Genomic DNA, 15625 nt, shown 5'->3' on the forward strand with positions numbered 1-15625 from the left:
TATGAATAATTTATCGAACCTAGAGAACTGCCCTGTCACGGCAACAATGGATGTGATTGGAGGGAAGTGGAAATTATTGATCATTCATCTTATTAATAATGACATTAATCGCTTTGGAAAGATGAGCATGATACTGAAAGATATCAGTCGTCAGATGCTGACAACCCAGCTCCGTGATCTGGAGAGTGATGGCATCATTTCAAGAATTGTTTATGCTGAGATACCTCCAAGAGTGGAGTACTTTCTGACCCCAAAAGGGAAGTCACTTGTTCCTGTCTTAAATGCCTTGAAAGACTGGGGTCTGGAGTATGAGATTAGACAGGTAGCGGATGAAGTGATAGAAAGTAGATGACTTAAAATGATGCCCTGTTCTTTTTCTTTTTACTGAGATGATACGTTAATGCCATGGTAACGAATTGCCTTAATTCCGGTATCGGAAGTTCATCTTTATCATCAAGTATCAAGCCGCGGTTGGCATCGTAAATAAAGAAATCGCCGTGTATTTTTTTGAAAGGCCCCACCAGGGTAGTTTGACAATGAACGCACATCGCGAACTTTCTATTTTGAGCAGAGATACGATCGATGCGTATGGTTGTTCCGCTCCCCGTTTCAGTAGTCAGATAACTGGGTGACCCCCATTTTAAAGTTTCCTCCAGTTTGCCAACGCCATCTGTTGAAGCAGCTGTTTCGAAAATAAGTTCTCGTAATGTCATCAGCTTGGCGCGAATTGTTTTTGGGCAAGCATCAAAGACGGCAGCGACATCCGGATTTTCAAAAGATCTGTACTTGCTTTTTGATTTCATTTGGCTGGATATTTAGATGATTATACAAAAATCCTAGCATCAAGTGACAACGGTATGTCAGGAGTAAAAACATTATTTCCATCGAAAACACTGGAAATTCGAGCTTTTGATTTTTTCAGATGTGGTATGAATGTAATAAATTATATGCTGGAGAAAGTAAAATACCTGCTGCAAGACACTGAACTGTGAATCGAAATAATGCGTTATTGACAAACTAAACGGGAGACATATTTCGTCTACGATAAAACGAAGAGGTAATGAATTGACCTCCTACTTAAAACGCCCCCAGATTATGGAACTAATATCAATGAAAATACATGACCTGCCTATTCCGGCTGTCAATTGTGTTTTATCCTTTCGCCCGTACCTCAAGTATGTTGAGGAACAGATGCTGACTACAAACAGTGAGGTGTATAAAAATTTTCTCAAGTCAATTGCTTCCCTGATAAAAGCCAGTCCTGAATTACTGGAGCCCATTACAGATTTTGGCCTTTTAGACAAGCATAAAGAACTTGTTGAACTGGTTAAGATTACACACCTGTCGCAGGTTAAGTCAGATGGAAATATGTACACCCTGGGAATTCCTTCTGGCAAACCACCAGTGATTAATTATTTTGGTTACTCGGATGAGTTTATTGATTTCTTTAAGACAAATAGTCACCATCTGAAATTGACTTCTCTTGGGATTGGTGAGGAATTCAGAAGAAATACATATCGGGAAATATTGAAGAAGGCCTATAAGATCGATAATTATGATGCTGAGCCGGAAGCAATGTTGCAATGGTCATATGAGGTAAACGGCGTTACTCATTATTATAAAGTAATCAAGCGTCACCAATTTGTAGATATTCAGGTGGAGGGAGGAATTCCTGAATTACAACAGGAGTGGCTTGACTATGCCTGTGGAAATATTGCTTCGTATACTGAGATCAAAGAGCCTCTGCCGTTTGAGAAATTCATACTGGAAGGATTTTTTATTTTTTCAGTTGTTCCGGAAACAAAGGAAGTTGCCCTCGATGAGTTAAATAAAACGATCTCAGAACTTCATACCAATAGTTCAGATCAGACAGTGTTTAATTTAAAGCGCGCTACTCTTTCACTTTTAGGAAGTGATAATATTGAATTGGGATTTCTGGCGGCGTTAAAAGTGAATGGTGAATATGTCTATCATGATTTTTACTCCACGATAAGCATTGTATTTGGCAGACTGAAACGACACTTCACTCAGGATGAGTTGGCAATGATGTATCACTGTATAGCTGAGCATTCAGCCGAAAGTTCAAATGCAATCTCCTCATTAAATAATGATATCTATGAAATGGAGGAAGAAACTGGCGCAATACAGCATGTAAAAGATGTTCTTTCAAAAGAGGGCCTGACTGCATTGAAATTCATACCTGTGATGCATAATGATACCCTGCTTGGGATTATCGAGCTGGGAAGTAAAGACGAAAAAGAAATCAACATTGATATCCTCCGGAAGTTGGATAAAGCGATGCCTGTTTTCAGGGAGTTCTTTTTATACAAGACCGTTGCCTTTAATGATTATATGAAATCATTTATCATGCAACGATACACTTCAATACAGGAATCTGTTGCGTGGAGGTTTAATGAAGAAGTTTGGAATGCGATGAAGAATCTCAGCAGCCCTTCTCAACTCCCTTCTACACCACCTGTTCGATTTGAGGATCTGTATCCATTTTATGGCGCAGTAGATTTTCGCAACTCATCCTTGCGACAGCTGGAAGCAATTCATGCTGATTATCATTCCCAACTTCAGTATTTGGCAACACTCTTTCCAAACGATATAATCGGCACAAGTGATAAGTCATTAAATGATTTTCTGATCAAAGTGCAGTATTGGATCAATCACCTTGCGGGTGATCTGGATATTCAGGACGAATCAAGTCTCAGACTTTTTCTTGAGACCGAATCTGTCAATTTTCTTGCGTCACAGGCGCATCATGGTAAAATGGATTCTTCAATAGCAACTGAGTATGAAAAAACCATTGCTTCTAAGTATGGAAGATTTCATGCTTTTCACAATAAGTATGAGGAGAGCATTCAGGATTTGAATCGTATTCTCAAAGAACAATTGCTAAAAGCTGAAGTATCTCTTCAGAATAAACTGCCACATTATTTTGAAAAGTTTCAGACTGATGGAATTGAATACAGCCTTTATGCTGGCAAAGAGATTGATCCATCCAGGAACTTCCCATCCAACGGACTGGAAATTCTTGTGGATTGGCAATTGAATGTAATGCTGAAAATGGCCATTGCGGCGAATGCCTATAAAGAGAATCTTAGTGTTCCTCTCGAGACGACCCAACTGATCCTCGTTCATGAAAATACTGTTGATATCAGCTACCGGATTGACGAGCACCATTTTGATGTAGAAGGATCATACAGTATCCGTTACCAGGTTCTCAAAAAGAGGATTGATAAAGTGAGATTGTTGAACAGCACAGAGCGCCTTACGCAGCCGGGAACAATATCAATTGTCTACGCTAATAAAAACAGTATTTCATTGTATCTTGAAAAAATTAAGGAACTCATTTCTCAGAATAAGCTGAGTATGGATATCGAATATCTTGATCTTGAGCAACTTCAGACTATTGGAAAGTTAAAGGCGATCAGGGTTAAGATAAACATAGAGAACAAAGCGTTGTTGAGTGAAGAAGTTGGTGATGTTCTTGTGGTAAATGAATAAGCTCTTAATTCTTAAAAATTCTTTGTTAAAGCATGTTGCGGGCCATGTCACTGAATCGTTGTCAAAAATGCTGGACCCTTGTTTTGCTGCTCATTTTTCTTTCAGCACCGGCTTATGCTCAGGAATCCGGGAGTGACGTAAAAACCAGAATTATTATCATCGGTGACCCTGGGAAACTTCATGATGGAAAAAATGCTGTCGTGGAAGCTGCCCGGCAGTTCGTTTCACCTGATGATTCAAAGACTACCATTCTTTTTCTTGGAGATAATATTTATCCAAAAGGACTCGAGGATGAAGAAGATAAATCATACCCTGCTTCCGCAAATGTTTTAAAGACCATCCTGACTTCTTTCAAGGATTATCAGGCAAAAGTATTTGTTGTCCCTGGTAATCACGATTGGCAAAGAGGTCGATATGATGGATGGCAGAATGTAAAAAGACAGCAGCAATTCGTAAAGGATCTAAATCAGCCAAATACAATTTTTTTACCAGAAGCTGGCTGTCCTGGTCCCGAGGAGGTAACGATTGATGACAATCTTGTTTTGATCATCATGGATACACAGTGGTGGCTGCATCAAAATCCGAAACCCGGGATCAATGACAACTGCGATTGTAAGACTGAAGAGGATGTAATTGCCAGGTTAAAGGATATCGTTCATCGGAATCCAAATAAGAAATTCCTATTTGCATCCCATCATCCGCTTAGAAGTTATGGTGAGCATGGCGGATACTATACCTGGAAGCAGCACATCTTTCCTTTAACAGGTTTTTCTGAAAAAGCATATGTGCCTCTTCCTGTCATAGGTTCGCTCTATCCGATTGTAAGGGGAAAATTCGGAAACATTGAAGATCTCATCCATCCAGATTATAAGGAAATGATTCGGGGCATTGAAAAATCTATGGCGACTGCGCCTGATGTAACGTATGCAGGTGGGCATGACCACAACCTTCAATTGATACGCGAAGGGAACAGAAATCATATCATCAGTGGGTCAGGTACGAATCGATCACAGGTTAAAAAAGGCAAAGGCTCATTGTTTGCTTCTGATCAGAATGGATTTGCTGAGATCATTTATACGATTGATGGAAAGCAGATTATCAGTTTTTATGAAGTTGATGAGCATAGCATACGAAAAGAAGTGTATCGTTTTGAAGTTCCGGAAATCATTATTGAAAAAAGGCAGAATGAGATAGCGTCAAAAGAAATTTCGGATGACAGTATCACGGTAAGAATAGCACCCGAGTATGATCAGGTTGGGAAATCACACAGAGCTATCTGGGGTGAGCACTACAGAAAAATCTGGGCAACACCCGTTACGATCAAAGTTTTTCATGTAAATGAACAGAATGGAGGTCTTAAGATTCTCAAGAAAGGAGGAGGTCAGCAGACTAAATCTTTGAGAATGGAGGATAAGAATGGCAAACAGTGGGTCCTACGTACCATTCAAAAGAATCCTGAAATGGCATTGCCTTCCAATCTGAGGGCAACGGTTGCCAAATCAATTATACAGGATCAGATCTCGGCAGCGAATCCTTTTGCGCCCTTGACAGTACCTGTTATTGCAGAAGCTGCTAATGTCCCTCACTCAAATCCACAAATACTTTTTGTTCCTGATGATCCTGCTCTCGGTATTTATCAGTCAGAATTTGCCAATACGGTATGCATTTTTGAAGAACGGGAGCCTGGTGCTGATGAAACTTACAGCACGGATGATGTATTAAAGAAGCTTGAAAAAGATAATGATAATTCCGTTGATCAGAAAGCTGTGTTGAGAGCACGTATGCTGGATCTCCTGATCGGTGATTGGGATCGGCATGAAGATCAATGGAGATGGAAACAGGAAAAAACAGATAAGAAAAGTATCTATAGTCCTATTCCACGGGATAGAGACCAGGTATTCTTTATCAGCACAGGGTTCGTTCCCTCCATTGCAAGACTCAAGTGGATCATGCCCAAGTTTCAGGGTTTTGGAGATGAGATAAGAGACGTCAATGGATTCATGTTCAATGCACGATATTTTGATCGTTCATTTTTAAATGGCCTTAATGAAAAAGACTGGCAGGAAGTAATATCGGGCGTTCAAACATCTGTTACTGATGATATTATTCGGCAATCGATTGGTAAACTTCCTGATACAGTTTATAAACAGATAGGTGAAAAGCTTATTCACAATCTCATTTCGCGGAGAAATAGTCTGATGACGGAAGGGCTTACTTATTATAATTTCTTATCGCGTGAAATTGATATTCCGGCTTCTGATAAAAAAGATCTGATTCATGTTGAAACACTTTCAAATGGCGATGCTAAGATCTCCTTGCAGAAAATCAAAAAGGATGGAATTGCTGGAGATGTTTTTTATCAGCGCGTTATCGACAATGCTATTACCAAAGAAGTCAGATTATATGGTCGTGGTGATGAAGACGTATTTGTCGTAGATGGTAATTATAAACCTGGATTTAAACTTAGATTGGTAGGTGGCGGTTCGGTGGACAGTATTTACGTTAGCAGATCCGCTGCAAAGCGAAGCAAATTGCTGATTTATGATCGCTCAGATAAAAAAAATGTATTTCCTGATCACGGGGTGAGGTTGCTGACCTCAACGAGCAATGATGTAAATCTGTATAATCCAAGAGCGTTTAATTATAACAAGCTTGCGCCTCTTGCCACAATAGCCTTTAATCTTGATGATGGGATTTTGCTGGGAGCGGGTGGCGTTTTTACAAAGTATGGATTTCGACGTGAACCTTTTGCATCCCGTCACAGGATCATGGTGGGTCATGCATTAGCGACCGATGCATCTTTTTTAAGATATAAAGGAGACGTCACCAATTTTATAGGAAAGGCTGCATTGGATATGTACCTGAATGTTGCTGCTCCTGACAATACTGTTAACTTTTTCGGAGTAGGGAACGAGACCACCTTCGACAATGTAAGTGATCCTCAAATCAGGTATTATAGAACACGGTATAATTTTATTGATACTCAGGTGCGATTGAAGTTCGCACTGGCAAAATCCTTTAATTTTTTTGCCGGAGTTGCTGGTCAGTATTATAACATGGATCCTGATGACAATAAAGACAGGTTTGTTAATATTTATGCGGCACAGCAAAGTGGTCCAACACTTTTTGATCATAGAGTGTATCTGGGTGGTGTTGCCGGATATGAAGTGGATACCCGCAATAATTCTATGCTACCCGTTCGGGGATTTCACTGGCGGACTTCGTTTACGGGTATGCAGCAGGTGAATGCTGGAAACTCATTTGGTCAGGTTCGAACCGAAATGAGTATGTATATTAGCTTTAATCGCTATCCAAAATTTGTGATTGCGCACAGGATAGGAGCGGGGACAAGTATTGGAGATCCGGAATTTTTCCAGATGTTTTATATGGGAGGAGATGGAGGGCTTTTGGGATACCGCAAGAATAGATTTGCAGGAAACTCAATGTTATATGATAATCTTGAATTGCGCATCAAGTTGTTTGATTTTACATCGTATCTTTTTCCGGGTTCAGTAGGAATGGTATTATTTAATGATGTTGGAAGGGTTTGGGCGAAAAACGAGTCTTCAGATCTTTGGCATTGGGGATATGGCGGAGGATTTTATATTATTCCTGCGGAAAGTATTGTCATCACTGGTGTGGCTGGTTATTCACAGGAAGGTGTGTTGCCCTATGTTAATCTGGGTTTCAGGTTTTAAATGCAACGTTTATGAAGGCTAAGGAATTAATGAGTCATGCTGCTTCTCACGTTCGGGATGTCTTTGCAAAGCATCATAAATCCGAATTATTATATCACTGCTTGTCGCACACAGAAAAAGTAGTTGCTGCAGCGGAAAAGATTGCGGATCACTATGAGTTAAGTAAACAGGACTACACTGCTGTATATATCGCCGTGTGGTTCCATGATCTTGGCTATTTGTTTACTACTGGAGACAAACACGAAGAGAAGGGTGTCGAGCTAGCTACCGAATTTATCATGGAGGAAAGTGGTGATGAGGAGCTTGTAGAAAAAGTTAAGGAGTGCATCATGGCGACGAAAATGCCTCAGAGTCCTGTTTCATTGATAAGTCAGATCGTTTGTGATGCGGATCTTTTTCATTTAGGGACTGAAGAATTTACGGAAAACAGTAAACAGATAAAAGGTGAGAAAGAAAGGATCTCCGGTATAAAAATTTCAGGTAAGGAGTGGAGAAAGCAAACACTTTTCCTTTTGGAAGGAATTCGGTTTCACACTGAATATGCAAGACAATTATTGCAAAAGACCAAAGACGAGAATATTGCCAGGTTGAAGGAGAGAATAAAAGAAGATGATATGAAAAATAAATCTGGTGACAATTCAAAAGCTAAGGACAAAGAATCGAAGCCCTTCAGAGGAGTGGAAACTATGTTCCGAACAACTTCGTCGAATCATCTGAGATTAAGTGAGATGGCGGATGCGAAAGCCAATATCATGATTACCGTGAATTCGATCATTGCTTCTATCCTCGTCTCAATTCTTTTCAGGAAGCTGGAAGAGGATGAACGTTTTCTTTTTCCGGCGATGATCTTTTTGATCACAGCTTTGGTGTCGATTGTTTTTGCGATCCTGGTTACGCGCCCAAATGTTACTCAAGGAACTTTTACAAAAGAAGATATTGAAAAGAAGCGCGCTAATCTTTTATTTTTTGGCAATTTCCACAACATGTCATTAAAAGATTATCAGCAAGGAGTAGATGCAATGATGGCAGATTCTGAATTTTTATATGGAAGCATGACGCGTGATATTTATTTCTTGGGGATCGTTCTGGCGAGAAAGTACAAATTATTGCGTTTCGCCTACAGTTTCTTCATGTTTGGATTTGTATTATCGGTATTGTCCTTCGTAATTGCCGTGACAATGTTCCAGAAATGAAGCTAAAGGCTTGTCTGCTTTCCCTTGCTCTATTGAATTGCCTTTCATTGTGCGCCCAAACCGACAGCGCATACCTGAAAGTCTATCATACCAATCCAAAACTTGAAATACCCATCCCGGCTGTATTTTTTTGTGGAGCTTATTTTGGATTCAAAGCTTTGGATAAGCATGCCTCTTTTACTGAGGCTGATGTGTTGAAACTCGATCCAGCTTCAATAAACTCTTTTGATCGTCCTGTCGCGTTTTATGATCCCGCAAATTTTGCAAGTGCACAGAGCACATCTGACCTTTTTTTGAACGTTGCCGTTGCTAGTCCTGTTCTTCTTCTTTTGGATAAAAGAATCCGAAAGGATTGGGTTGATCTCGTCAGCATTTTTTTAGTGACGCATGCTGCTGACAACGCTATTTATTTTGCTGCGCAGGCTTCCTTTCGTCGCGCCCGACCACTGACCTATAATCCTGATGTTGCATTGGAAGATAAGATTGGAGAAGGAAAGACTAATTCATTTTTTAGCGGTCATACTTCCTGGACTGCTGCCTCTACTTTTCTAATGGCTAAAATGTACACCGATTATCGGCAGATAAAGGGCTTCAAACGCATTCTTATTTATACAGGTGCAGCAATTCCTCCGGCGTTGGTTGGATATTATAGAATGGAGGCTGGCAAACATTTTAAATCCGATGTGATGGTGGGTTTTCTGGTGGGTGCTGCATGTGGCATTGGAATACCCGAACTTCATCGCATTAAAATTAAAGACAGAGGATTTTCCCTCAACCCTTTCTTTATGGGTGGATCGAATGGAGTTTCAGTGACATACACGATTCAATAAAAATTAATTACTTCAAAGCTTTTTTAGCCTGCTCGAGTTTTTCTGATGTTTTCAGATTCTCAGGATTTAGAGTCAATGCTTTTTGGTAATAAGTGATTGCTGTGGCCTTATCTCCCCCCTTCATACACGCGTCCGCATAACTATCATAGGTATTGGCACTCGACGGATAAAGAAGTGTATTAATTCTGAAAACATCTTTTGCAAGGTTATTCTTTCCCGCCTCTAAAAGATTATATCCCTGTTGGTTGATGTGTTCTTCACTTACAGCGACATCTTTTGGATCTGTTTTTATTAATTGCTGATATCCTTTTAGTGACTCTTCGAAATTGCCCTCAAGCAAATATTCGTAAGGGACTTTTGAATCCTCGTTGAGTGAATGATGAATGTATAAAAGTGATTTTCCTTTTTCAACGAATACAAGATTTAGCTTTCCGTCTTCGGGATTTTCTTTGAACTGTACTGGCAAAACGGGATGAGATTGATCACGACTCAAATATGTTCCCTCAGAAACCTGAAATAACTCATATGGTTTGTCTGCACGCAGATATTTAATGAATAGCCTGCTTCCCTTGTTGAAGATTCGTATTACGCCATCATTCCCATTGAAGTATCGACCTCTAATGGATGCAAACTTCATTGTATCCATTTTCACTCTAGTGTTAATAGACATAAAGTTTGACCACTGATAGGTACGGGCTACTGAATTAATTAATTCCTCAATGAATTCCGGATGATTGGAATTGATCAAAACAACTACTCCATAGCCCTTGTTTTTATGCGCTTTCATTTCGCTGGAGAATCCCTCATCCCAGCCCGAGTGTCCAAAATAGATATCGCCTTTTCTGTTATCAAGAAATATTCCCAGTCCTGTATACTCCTCCACAAAAGGAGTTAACATTAAATTGGACATTTCTGCGGAGAGTACAGCATTACTTTTTCCTGCCGAAGAATTCTGAACATCAAGTGCAAATTTTGCAAGATCTTCCGCCGTAGTCCACAATCCCGCCGCAGCCATCTCCGGATAAGTATGGCGTTTTCCTTTGGTCATATTTCCATCTGGCAAATAGCCAGTCGCAGCTTTTTCAAGTTGTGTGCCTTCAAGCGGTTGATCGTATGTACTGTTTTCCATTCCAAGTGGTTGCAGAACGGTTTCTTTTAAAATCTGTGGAAAGGTTTTTCCCTCTACGTCAATCATCGTTTGCTGGATAATACAATATCCGCCTCCTGAGTATCGAAAACTTTTACCGGGTAGCTTGTCTACAAAAATTTTTGGAGAATTTGCTGGAGGTTCACCATTCAGTACCTGTATTAATGTTGGAACTTTCAGGTCAGGACTGTACCCCCAGAATCCATGCACTGTTACGCCAGCATTATGGCTTAACAGATTTTTCAGAGCTACTTTTTTTTCTGTTGTGAATTCATTATCTGCAAGCTTCCAGGATTTGAGGTAGATATTTATGTTTTCATCAAGATCAATTTTTTTCTGATCTGCAAGATGAAGAGCTCCGTAGGCAGCAACTGGTTTACTGATCGAGCCGGCCTGAAAAAGGGTAGTGGTAGTGACAACCTCTTTACTTTCTTTATTCATTATGCCATAACTCTTGATCCATTCAATTTTATGATCATTGATGACAGCGATGGATAATCCGGGAACATCGTAATGCTTCATTCGCTCTTCGATTGTCCAGGTAGTGTCCCCCTCAAAGTAAACCGACCCACTAAGTCCGGTTTCTACTTTTATTATGTTCTCTGAAACCGTGACTTGATTTTCTTTTGAACATGATTGTGTGAGCAGGAAAAGAAGAGCTGGAAAGAAGATTTTTTTCATAATCTGAATTGTTGGATGAAGGTAACAAATCAGACCAAAATTCAGTGCCTGCAATTTTGAACTCTTAATGGACTCCTCAAGTTGTCATGTTTGCCTAACTTTGCACCTGCCGCAATGATTAATCCCACAGAAAAAGACGAAAGAGAGTATCTCGACCACATCCAGGAAAAACTGGAGCTGGCCATTATGCACGTTGACGATACTGTAAAACTATATTCGACAGAACTAAAACAAAACAAGGAGTACATCTATGAGCATCAATCTGGAATGGATGAAGCTGATATGGTTGCTGCTGGTCAATCCATCAATCGAATGGCTTCTACAGGCGAGTCGGCTGTGTTGCGTAAGAACAAGCTTCAAAAGCTGATTGATTCACCTTACTTTGGACGCCTTGATTTCACATCAGAAAGTAAGACTTCTCCGGTCTATATCGGCATTGGCACTTTTTCTGACAATTCAGGAACGATTTATCCGATTTACGATTGGCGGGCACCAATCTCTTCGATGTTTTATGATTATGAATTAGGTCCTGCCGAATACACAACACCATCGGGAACGATCAAGGGAACGATCGATCTTCGACGTCAGTACAGGATTCGTAAAAGCAGAATGGAGTTCATGATCGAGAACTCTGTCAATATTCAGGATGATATTTTACAGAAGGAGTTGAGTAAATCTTCCGATGAGAAGATGAAGAATATCGTTGCCACAATTCAGCGGGATCAGAATGCTGTAATCAGAAATGAAACAGCTTCTGTTATGATCATTCAGGGAGTCGCAGGTTCAGGAAAGACTTCAATCGCTTTACATCGTATCGCGTTCCTACTTTATCGGTTTAGAGATTCTATAAAGGCAAAGGATATTCTCATTATTTCTCCAAACAAGGTATTTGCAGATTACATTTCAAGCGTGTTGCCTGAATTAGGTGAAGATCACATTCCGGAAACGGTTATGGAAGATCTTGCAGGAGAATTGCTGGAATACAAGTACCCTTTTCAGACATTTTTTCAGCAGGTATCGTTGTTATTAGAAAATCCTGATGAGAAATTTGTTGAACGCATTCGTTATAAATCATCCTATGATTTTTTGGTTAACCTGAACAAGCATCTTCTTTACATTGAGAATAAATATTTTGTTGCAGGTGATTTAAGGGTAGGAAATTTCATGGTGTTGGCAGACTTCATTCAGCAAAAATTCAGAAAATACACGTACGTCCCATTGCTTAAACGTGTGCCGTTAGTAGTCAAGGATGTTTTGGATTATGTGAGAGACAATGTAAAACGAAAACTCACAGGTCACGAGAAGTCACAGGTGCATCAGTCTATTCCACGCATGTTCAGGATCAGCCAGGCACATGAACTTTACAGGGATTTTTATACGTGGAATGGAAGAAAGGATTTGTATCGGTCAGGTGAAACACTTGAGTATGCTGATGTTTTTCCAATGATCTATTATAAAATCCGTCTGGAGGGCACTGAGCATTTACAATCTTACAATTTTGTGAAGCACTTACTGGTAGATGAAATGCAGGACTATACACCTGTGCAGTATGCTGTGTTGTCGAGAGTATTTCGTTGTAAAAAAACAATTCTGGGAGATGTCAGTCAGACTGTAAATCCATATAGTGCTTCGTCTGCAGAAGTGATAGAAAAAATATTTCCGCAGGCTGATATTGTTAAGTTGTTCAGGAGCTATCGGTCATCCTGGGAAATCACAGCTTTTGCCCAGGGAATCTTCAGAAATCCTGACATCATACCAATGGAACGGCATGGATTTGAACCCATGTTGAAAGGAGTTGAAACATTGACAGAACAGACGACGGAGATTATCCGGTTGATGGAAGCCTTTAAGACTTCAGGGCATCAATCGATGGGGATTATTTGCAAAACACAGCGGCAGGCGGAAGCTTTAATTAAAGAATTAAAATCGTATGGAGCTTACATGCTTACAGCTGAGAATACTGCTTTCAGAAATGGAGTCATCATTACCACCGTTCACCTTTCAAAAGGGCTGGAATTTGATGAAGTGATTGTGCCTGGAGTTTCCAGTAATAACTATCACACGGATGTTGACAGAAGTCTTCTATACATCGCCTGTACAAGAGCGATGCATGAATTGAATGTACTCTGGATTGGAGAAAGAAGCGAAATAATTAAAATGAATTAAATTAAAGAATGAGAATATCCTGATGAGGGGTATTTCTTTCTGTTTTAATTTCTACAATCTCTATTTAATAACAACTGCTTCCACACTCTCACGATGCTCTTCCTTCTCCTCACTGAGCAAATATTGTTTTCTAAATGCTTCTTTGGAATCTGTGTATGAAGAAATGGCGCCAATGAAAGAAAGTGTGCGAATAAAATACCATGCTGAATCGATCTGATACCATAGGAATCCAGAGCGTGCACTTTGAGGAAACAGGTGGTGATTATTGTGCCACTCACCAGCGACAATACCCGGCCACGCCTGATTGATTGACATGTCTTTCCGGTTAAAGTCAATTCCTTCACGTTGCTTGTTCTCTCCTTTGCCATGACCTTCATAGTTAAAAGTGCGAACGCCAACAGCCCAGAATCCTGCACCACCGAACATTGCAAAAGCAAGTGGATGACCACCAATTAAATAGAACACACCATACCAGAATCCCCAGTTGAGAACCCAATGCAATACTGACAAACCAGGATTCGCTAGTGAACCCCACTTTTGATATTGCTGATAAGTATTGGTTTGCGTTCCTGTGTGCTTCATCATATTGACAGCACGATTATAATCTTCTTCATTAAGATTGCGTCGGATAGGCTGATGTGTTACATCGGCAAGGAAGCAATACAAAAAGCCTCCGGATGCATTGTATGGATCACCTGGTTGATCAGATTTTGCATGATGCACATGATGAGACACAACGTATATTTCTTCAGGGATGATCTTTAATGAAAGATTGCGAATGACAAATAACCAGAACTTGTTTCTAACAACATATGCACCGTGTGTGCAATAGCGATGATGCCAGACAGTTCCATGTGTACCCATGTACATCATGCTGTAAACGAATGCCGCTGCCAGCAATCCCCAGCTAAAGAACTTAAAAATAAAAACAAAGAAAAAGGGAATAAGGCAAGCAACCTGTAGCCAGCTCATGAAAGAGAGCCAGTTCTTTTTGGATTTGAAAATATTTACCCTTGAACCAAATTCCCGAAGGATCTGACCCGCGGTTGGTTTTATCAGATTACCGGAATCATCCTGCCATCCATAGCGGGGGGGTTCGAGTATGTAGTCCAAAAATGCCATAGGTGGTAGGTTTTTAGAGAAACGAATCACAAAGATATATTATATAATACAAATCTTTTTTTCTCTGAAAAGCGCTCGTTTGAAAGGATTTCAAACAATATATATGTTATGAGAGCCCAATCAATCTCGTTCACACGAAGAACAGATGCCATGAGGTTTCTCTGTTGTTTCAGTGTTTAGGCTTTTCAAATAACATTTATTTAATTTTATAAACTTTATATACTTCACCTCTCAACTTCTTAGGAATGACTTTAGAAATCACACTTCGCTACATTCACTTCATTTCCATTTTCGCAATTGTGGGCTCGTTAGTATCGGAACATCTTTTACTAAAGAAGACTCTTACCCGTTCAGAGATTGGGCGCATTGCTAAAATTGATGCGGTCTATGGTATTGCCGCAGTAACTCTTCTTACTGCGGGATTGATCCTGTGGCTTGGAGGTGTTGGAAAGCCTACCTACTTCTATTCAAAGAACTGGATCTTTCATACCAAGATTACGCTGTTCGCAATCATTGGTTTGTTATCAATCTGGCCGACGGTTTTCTTTTTGAAAAACAGGAAGGGTGATATGAATGAAATCGTACCTGTTCCGGTTTCGGTAGTGATGATGTTGAGAATTGAACTAATGTTGCTCTTCATCATTCCGCTGCTGGCAGGATTGATGGCGCATGGGGTTGGGTATTTTGGTGAATAGCCGTTTTATTCTTTCATTTCCAGAGCAACTCTTCCGGCCACAGCTTTCAAATTTTCCATGGAAGTCAGGTTTGTAACTTTATTCACTTTAAGTCTTGCAATTTTCTTTCCGACGCGAAACATGATTAAATGAAAGTTTTCTGCGTCACTATGAAGCCATCCTTCATCTGCTCCAACATCAATCTTTTCTTGGCCCGCCATTCCATTGTTTATTGAAATTATTTCAGTGAATTTCTTGTGTGCAGAAACTGTATCCTTAAATTCCTCAAGCATATAAAATAATACTCCAATCCTGTTGCTTTTGGCATCTTTTGAACTGGCGGTATAAGTACATTTATATTCTGAGATGCCGTCCTTTTTTTCTGATATGTTTTCTGTAAGTTTTGCGTTCTCTCCAAGAATACTTTCCGCATCAGATTGATTAATGCACTTATTGGAGGATTCAGAGGATACGAGTATTGCAGAGATGTTTTTGTTTCCTGAGGCAGAAGATTTTCTGCAGCTGATAGAAACCCACAACAATGGAAGAATCAGTAAAAAAGTCAGATGCTTCATGTTTTTTAATTATTATAACTAAGTTA

Annotated in this window: 11 protein-coding genes; 7 read left to right on the forward strand and 4 right to left on the reverse strand. The window is 39.9% G+C overall.

The features are described from left to right. The first annotated feature begins 1 nt into the window (after position 1). Positions 2 to 352 carry a helix-turn-helix transcriptional regulator gene (locus HOP08_12620; GenBank protein ID NOT75762.1) on the forward strand — a complete coding sequence of 117 codons (351 nt, stop codon included), beginning with the start codon at positions 2 to 4 and terminating at the stop codon, positions 350 to 352. 1 nt (position 353) lies between these two features. Here HOP08_12620 and HOP08_12625 read toward each other — a convergent pair whose 3' ends face one another. Further along, positions 354 to 803, reverse strand: coding sequence for a DUF1801 domain-containing protein (locus HOP08_12625; GenBank protein NOT75763.1), 450 nt, complete (start codon positions 801 to 803; stop codon positions 354 to 356). A 292-nt stretch (positions 804 to 1095) separates the two neighbouring features. Between HOP08_12625 and HOP08_12630 the strand changes: the two genes are divergently transcribed. The 4 genes from HOP08_12630 to HOP08_12645 are packed head-to-tail and all read left to right on the forward strand — an operon-like array spanning position 1096 to position 9234. Beyond that, on the forward strand, positions 1096 to 3513 hold the full coding sequence (locus HOP08_12630) for a hypothetical protein (protein NOT75764.1): 2418 nt from the start codon (positions 1096 to 1098) through the stop codon (positions 3511 to 3513). A gap of 44 nt (positions 3514 to 3557) precedes the next feature. Continuing rightward, positions 3558 to 7211: a hypothetical protein gene (locus tag HOP08_12635; GenBank protein NOT75765.1), complete on the forward strand. Its 3654-nt coding sequence runs from the start codon at positions 3558 to 3560 to the stop codon at positions 7209 to 7211. 11 nt (positions 7212 to 7222) lie between these two features. Beyond that, the gene (locus tag HOP08_12640) at positions 7223 to 8404 is read left to right on the forward strand and encodes a phosphohydrolase (GenBank protein ID NOT75766.1); all 1182 of its coding nucleotides are present in this window, start codon (positions 7223 to 7225) and stop codon (positions 8402 to 8404) included. After that, positions 8401 to 9234 carry a phosphatase PAP2 family protein gene (locus tag HOP08_12645; protein NOT75767.1) on the forward strand — a complete coding sequence of 278 codons (834 nt, stop codon included), beginning with the start codon at positions 8401 to 8403 and terminating at the stop codon, positions 9232 to 9234. Before HOP08_12640 ends, HOP08_12645 begins: the two co-directional genes overlap by 4 nt. 7 nt (positions 9235 to 9241) lie before the next feature. On the opposite strand, the gene HOP08_12650 is transcribed toward HOP08_12645, so the two are convergent. After that, positions 9242 to 11062, reverse strand: coding sequence for a serine hydrolase (locus tag HOP08_12650; protein NOT75768.1), 1821 nt, complete (start codon positions 11060 to 11062; stop codon positions 9242 to 9244). A 114-nt stretch (positions 11063 to 11176) separates the two neighbouring features. Between HOP08_12650 and HOP08_12655 the strand changes: the two genes are divergently transcribed. Then, positions 11177 to 13228 (forward strand): AAA family ATPase, encoded by a 2052-nt coding sequence (locus HOP08_12655; GenBank protein NOT75769.1) that lies wholly within the window; start codon positions 11177 to 11179, stop codon positions 13226 to 13228. A 60-nt stretch (positions 13229 to 13288) separates the two neighbouring features. Here HOP08_12655 and HOP08_12660 read toward each other — a convergent pair whose 3' ends face one another. Continuing rightward, positions 13289 to 14350 carry an acyl-CoA desaturase gene (locus HOP08_12660; protein ID NOT75770.1) on the reverse strand — a complete coding sequence of 354 codons (1062 nt, stop codon included), beginning with the start codon at positions 14348 to 14350 and terminating at the stop codon, positions 13289 to 13291. Between the two features lie 245 nt (positions 14351 to 14595). Between HOP08_12660 and HOP08_12665 the strand changes: the two genes are divergently transcribed. Continuing rightward, positions 14596 to 15045, forward strand: a complete 450-nt coding sequence (locus HOP08_12665) for a DUF2214 family protein (protein ID NOT75771.1) — start codon at positions 14596 to 14598, stop codon at positions 15043 to 15045. Between the two features lie 5 nt (positions 15046 to 15050). On the opposite strand, the gene HOP08_12670 is transcribed toward HOP08_12665, so the two are convergent. Continuing rightward, positions 15051 to 15599, reverse strand: a complete 549-nt coding sequence (locus tag HOP08_12670) for a hypothetical protein (protein ID NOT75772.1) — start codon at positions 15597 to 15599, stop codon at positions 15051 to 15053. Between the last annotated feature and the right edge of the window lie 26 nt (positions 15600 to 15625).

Source organism: Cyclobacteriaceae bacterium (assembly GCA_013141055.1).
In the GTDB taxonomy this organism is placed as follows: Bacteria; Bacteroidota; Bacteroidia; order Cytophagales; family Cyclobacteriaceae; genus ELB16-189.

Coding starts and splice junctions, on each gene's coding strand:
- HOP08_12650 (NOT75768.1), bottom strand. CDS start 11,062: ATGAAAAAAATCTTCTTTCCAGCTCTTCTTTTCCTGCTCACACAATCA.
- HOP08_12645 (NOT75767.1), top strand. CDS start 8,401: ATGAAGCTAAAGGCTTGTCTGCTTTCCCTTGCTCTATTGAATTGCCTT.
- HOP08_12625 (NOT75763.1), bottom strand. CDS start 803: ATGAAATCAAAAAGCAAGTACAGATCTTTTGAAAATCCGGATGTCGCT.
- HOP08_12620 (NOT75762.1), top strand. CDS start 2: ATGAATAATTTATCGAACCTAGAGAACTGCCCTGTCACGGCAACAATG.
- HOP08_12660 (NOT75770.1), bottom strand. CDS start 14,350: ATGGCATTTTTGGACTACATACTCGAACCCCCCCGCTATGGATGGCAG.
- HOP08_12665 (NOT75771.1), top strand. CDS start 14,596: ATGACTTTAGAAATCACACTTCGCTACATTCACTTCATTTCCATTTTC.
- HOP08_12670 (NOT75772.1), bottom strand. CDS start 15,599: ATGAAGCATCTGACTTTTTTACTGATTCTTCCATTGTTGTGGGTTTCT.
- HOP08_12630 (NOT75764.1), top strand. CDS start 1,096: ATGGAACTAATATCAATGAAAATACATGACCTGCCTATTCCGGCTGTC.
- HOP08_12640 (NOT75766.1), top strand. CDS start 7,223: ATGAAGGCTAAGGAATTAATGAGTCATGCTGCTTCTCACGTTCGGGAT.
- HOP08_12655 (NOT75769.1), top strand. CDS start 11,177: ATGATTAATCCCACAGAAAAAGACGAAAGAGAGTATCTCGACCACATC.
- HOP08_12635 (NOT75765.1), top strand. CDS start 3,558: ATGTCACTGAATCGTTGTCAAAAATGCTGGACCCTTGTTTTGCTGCTC.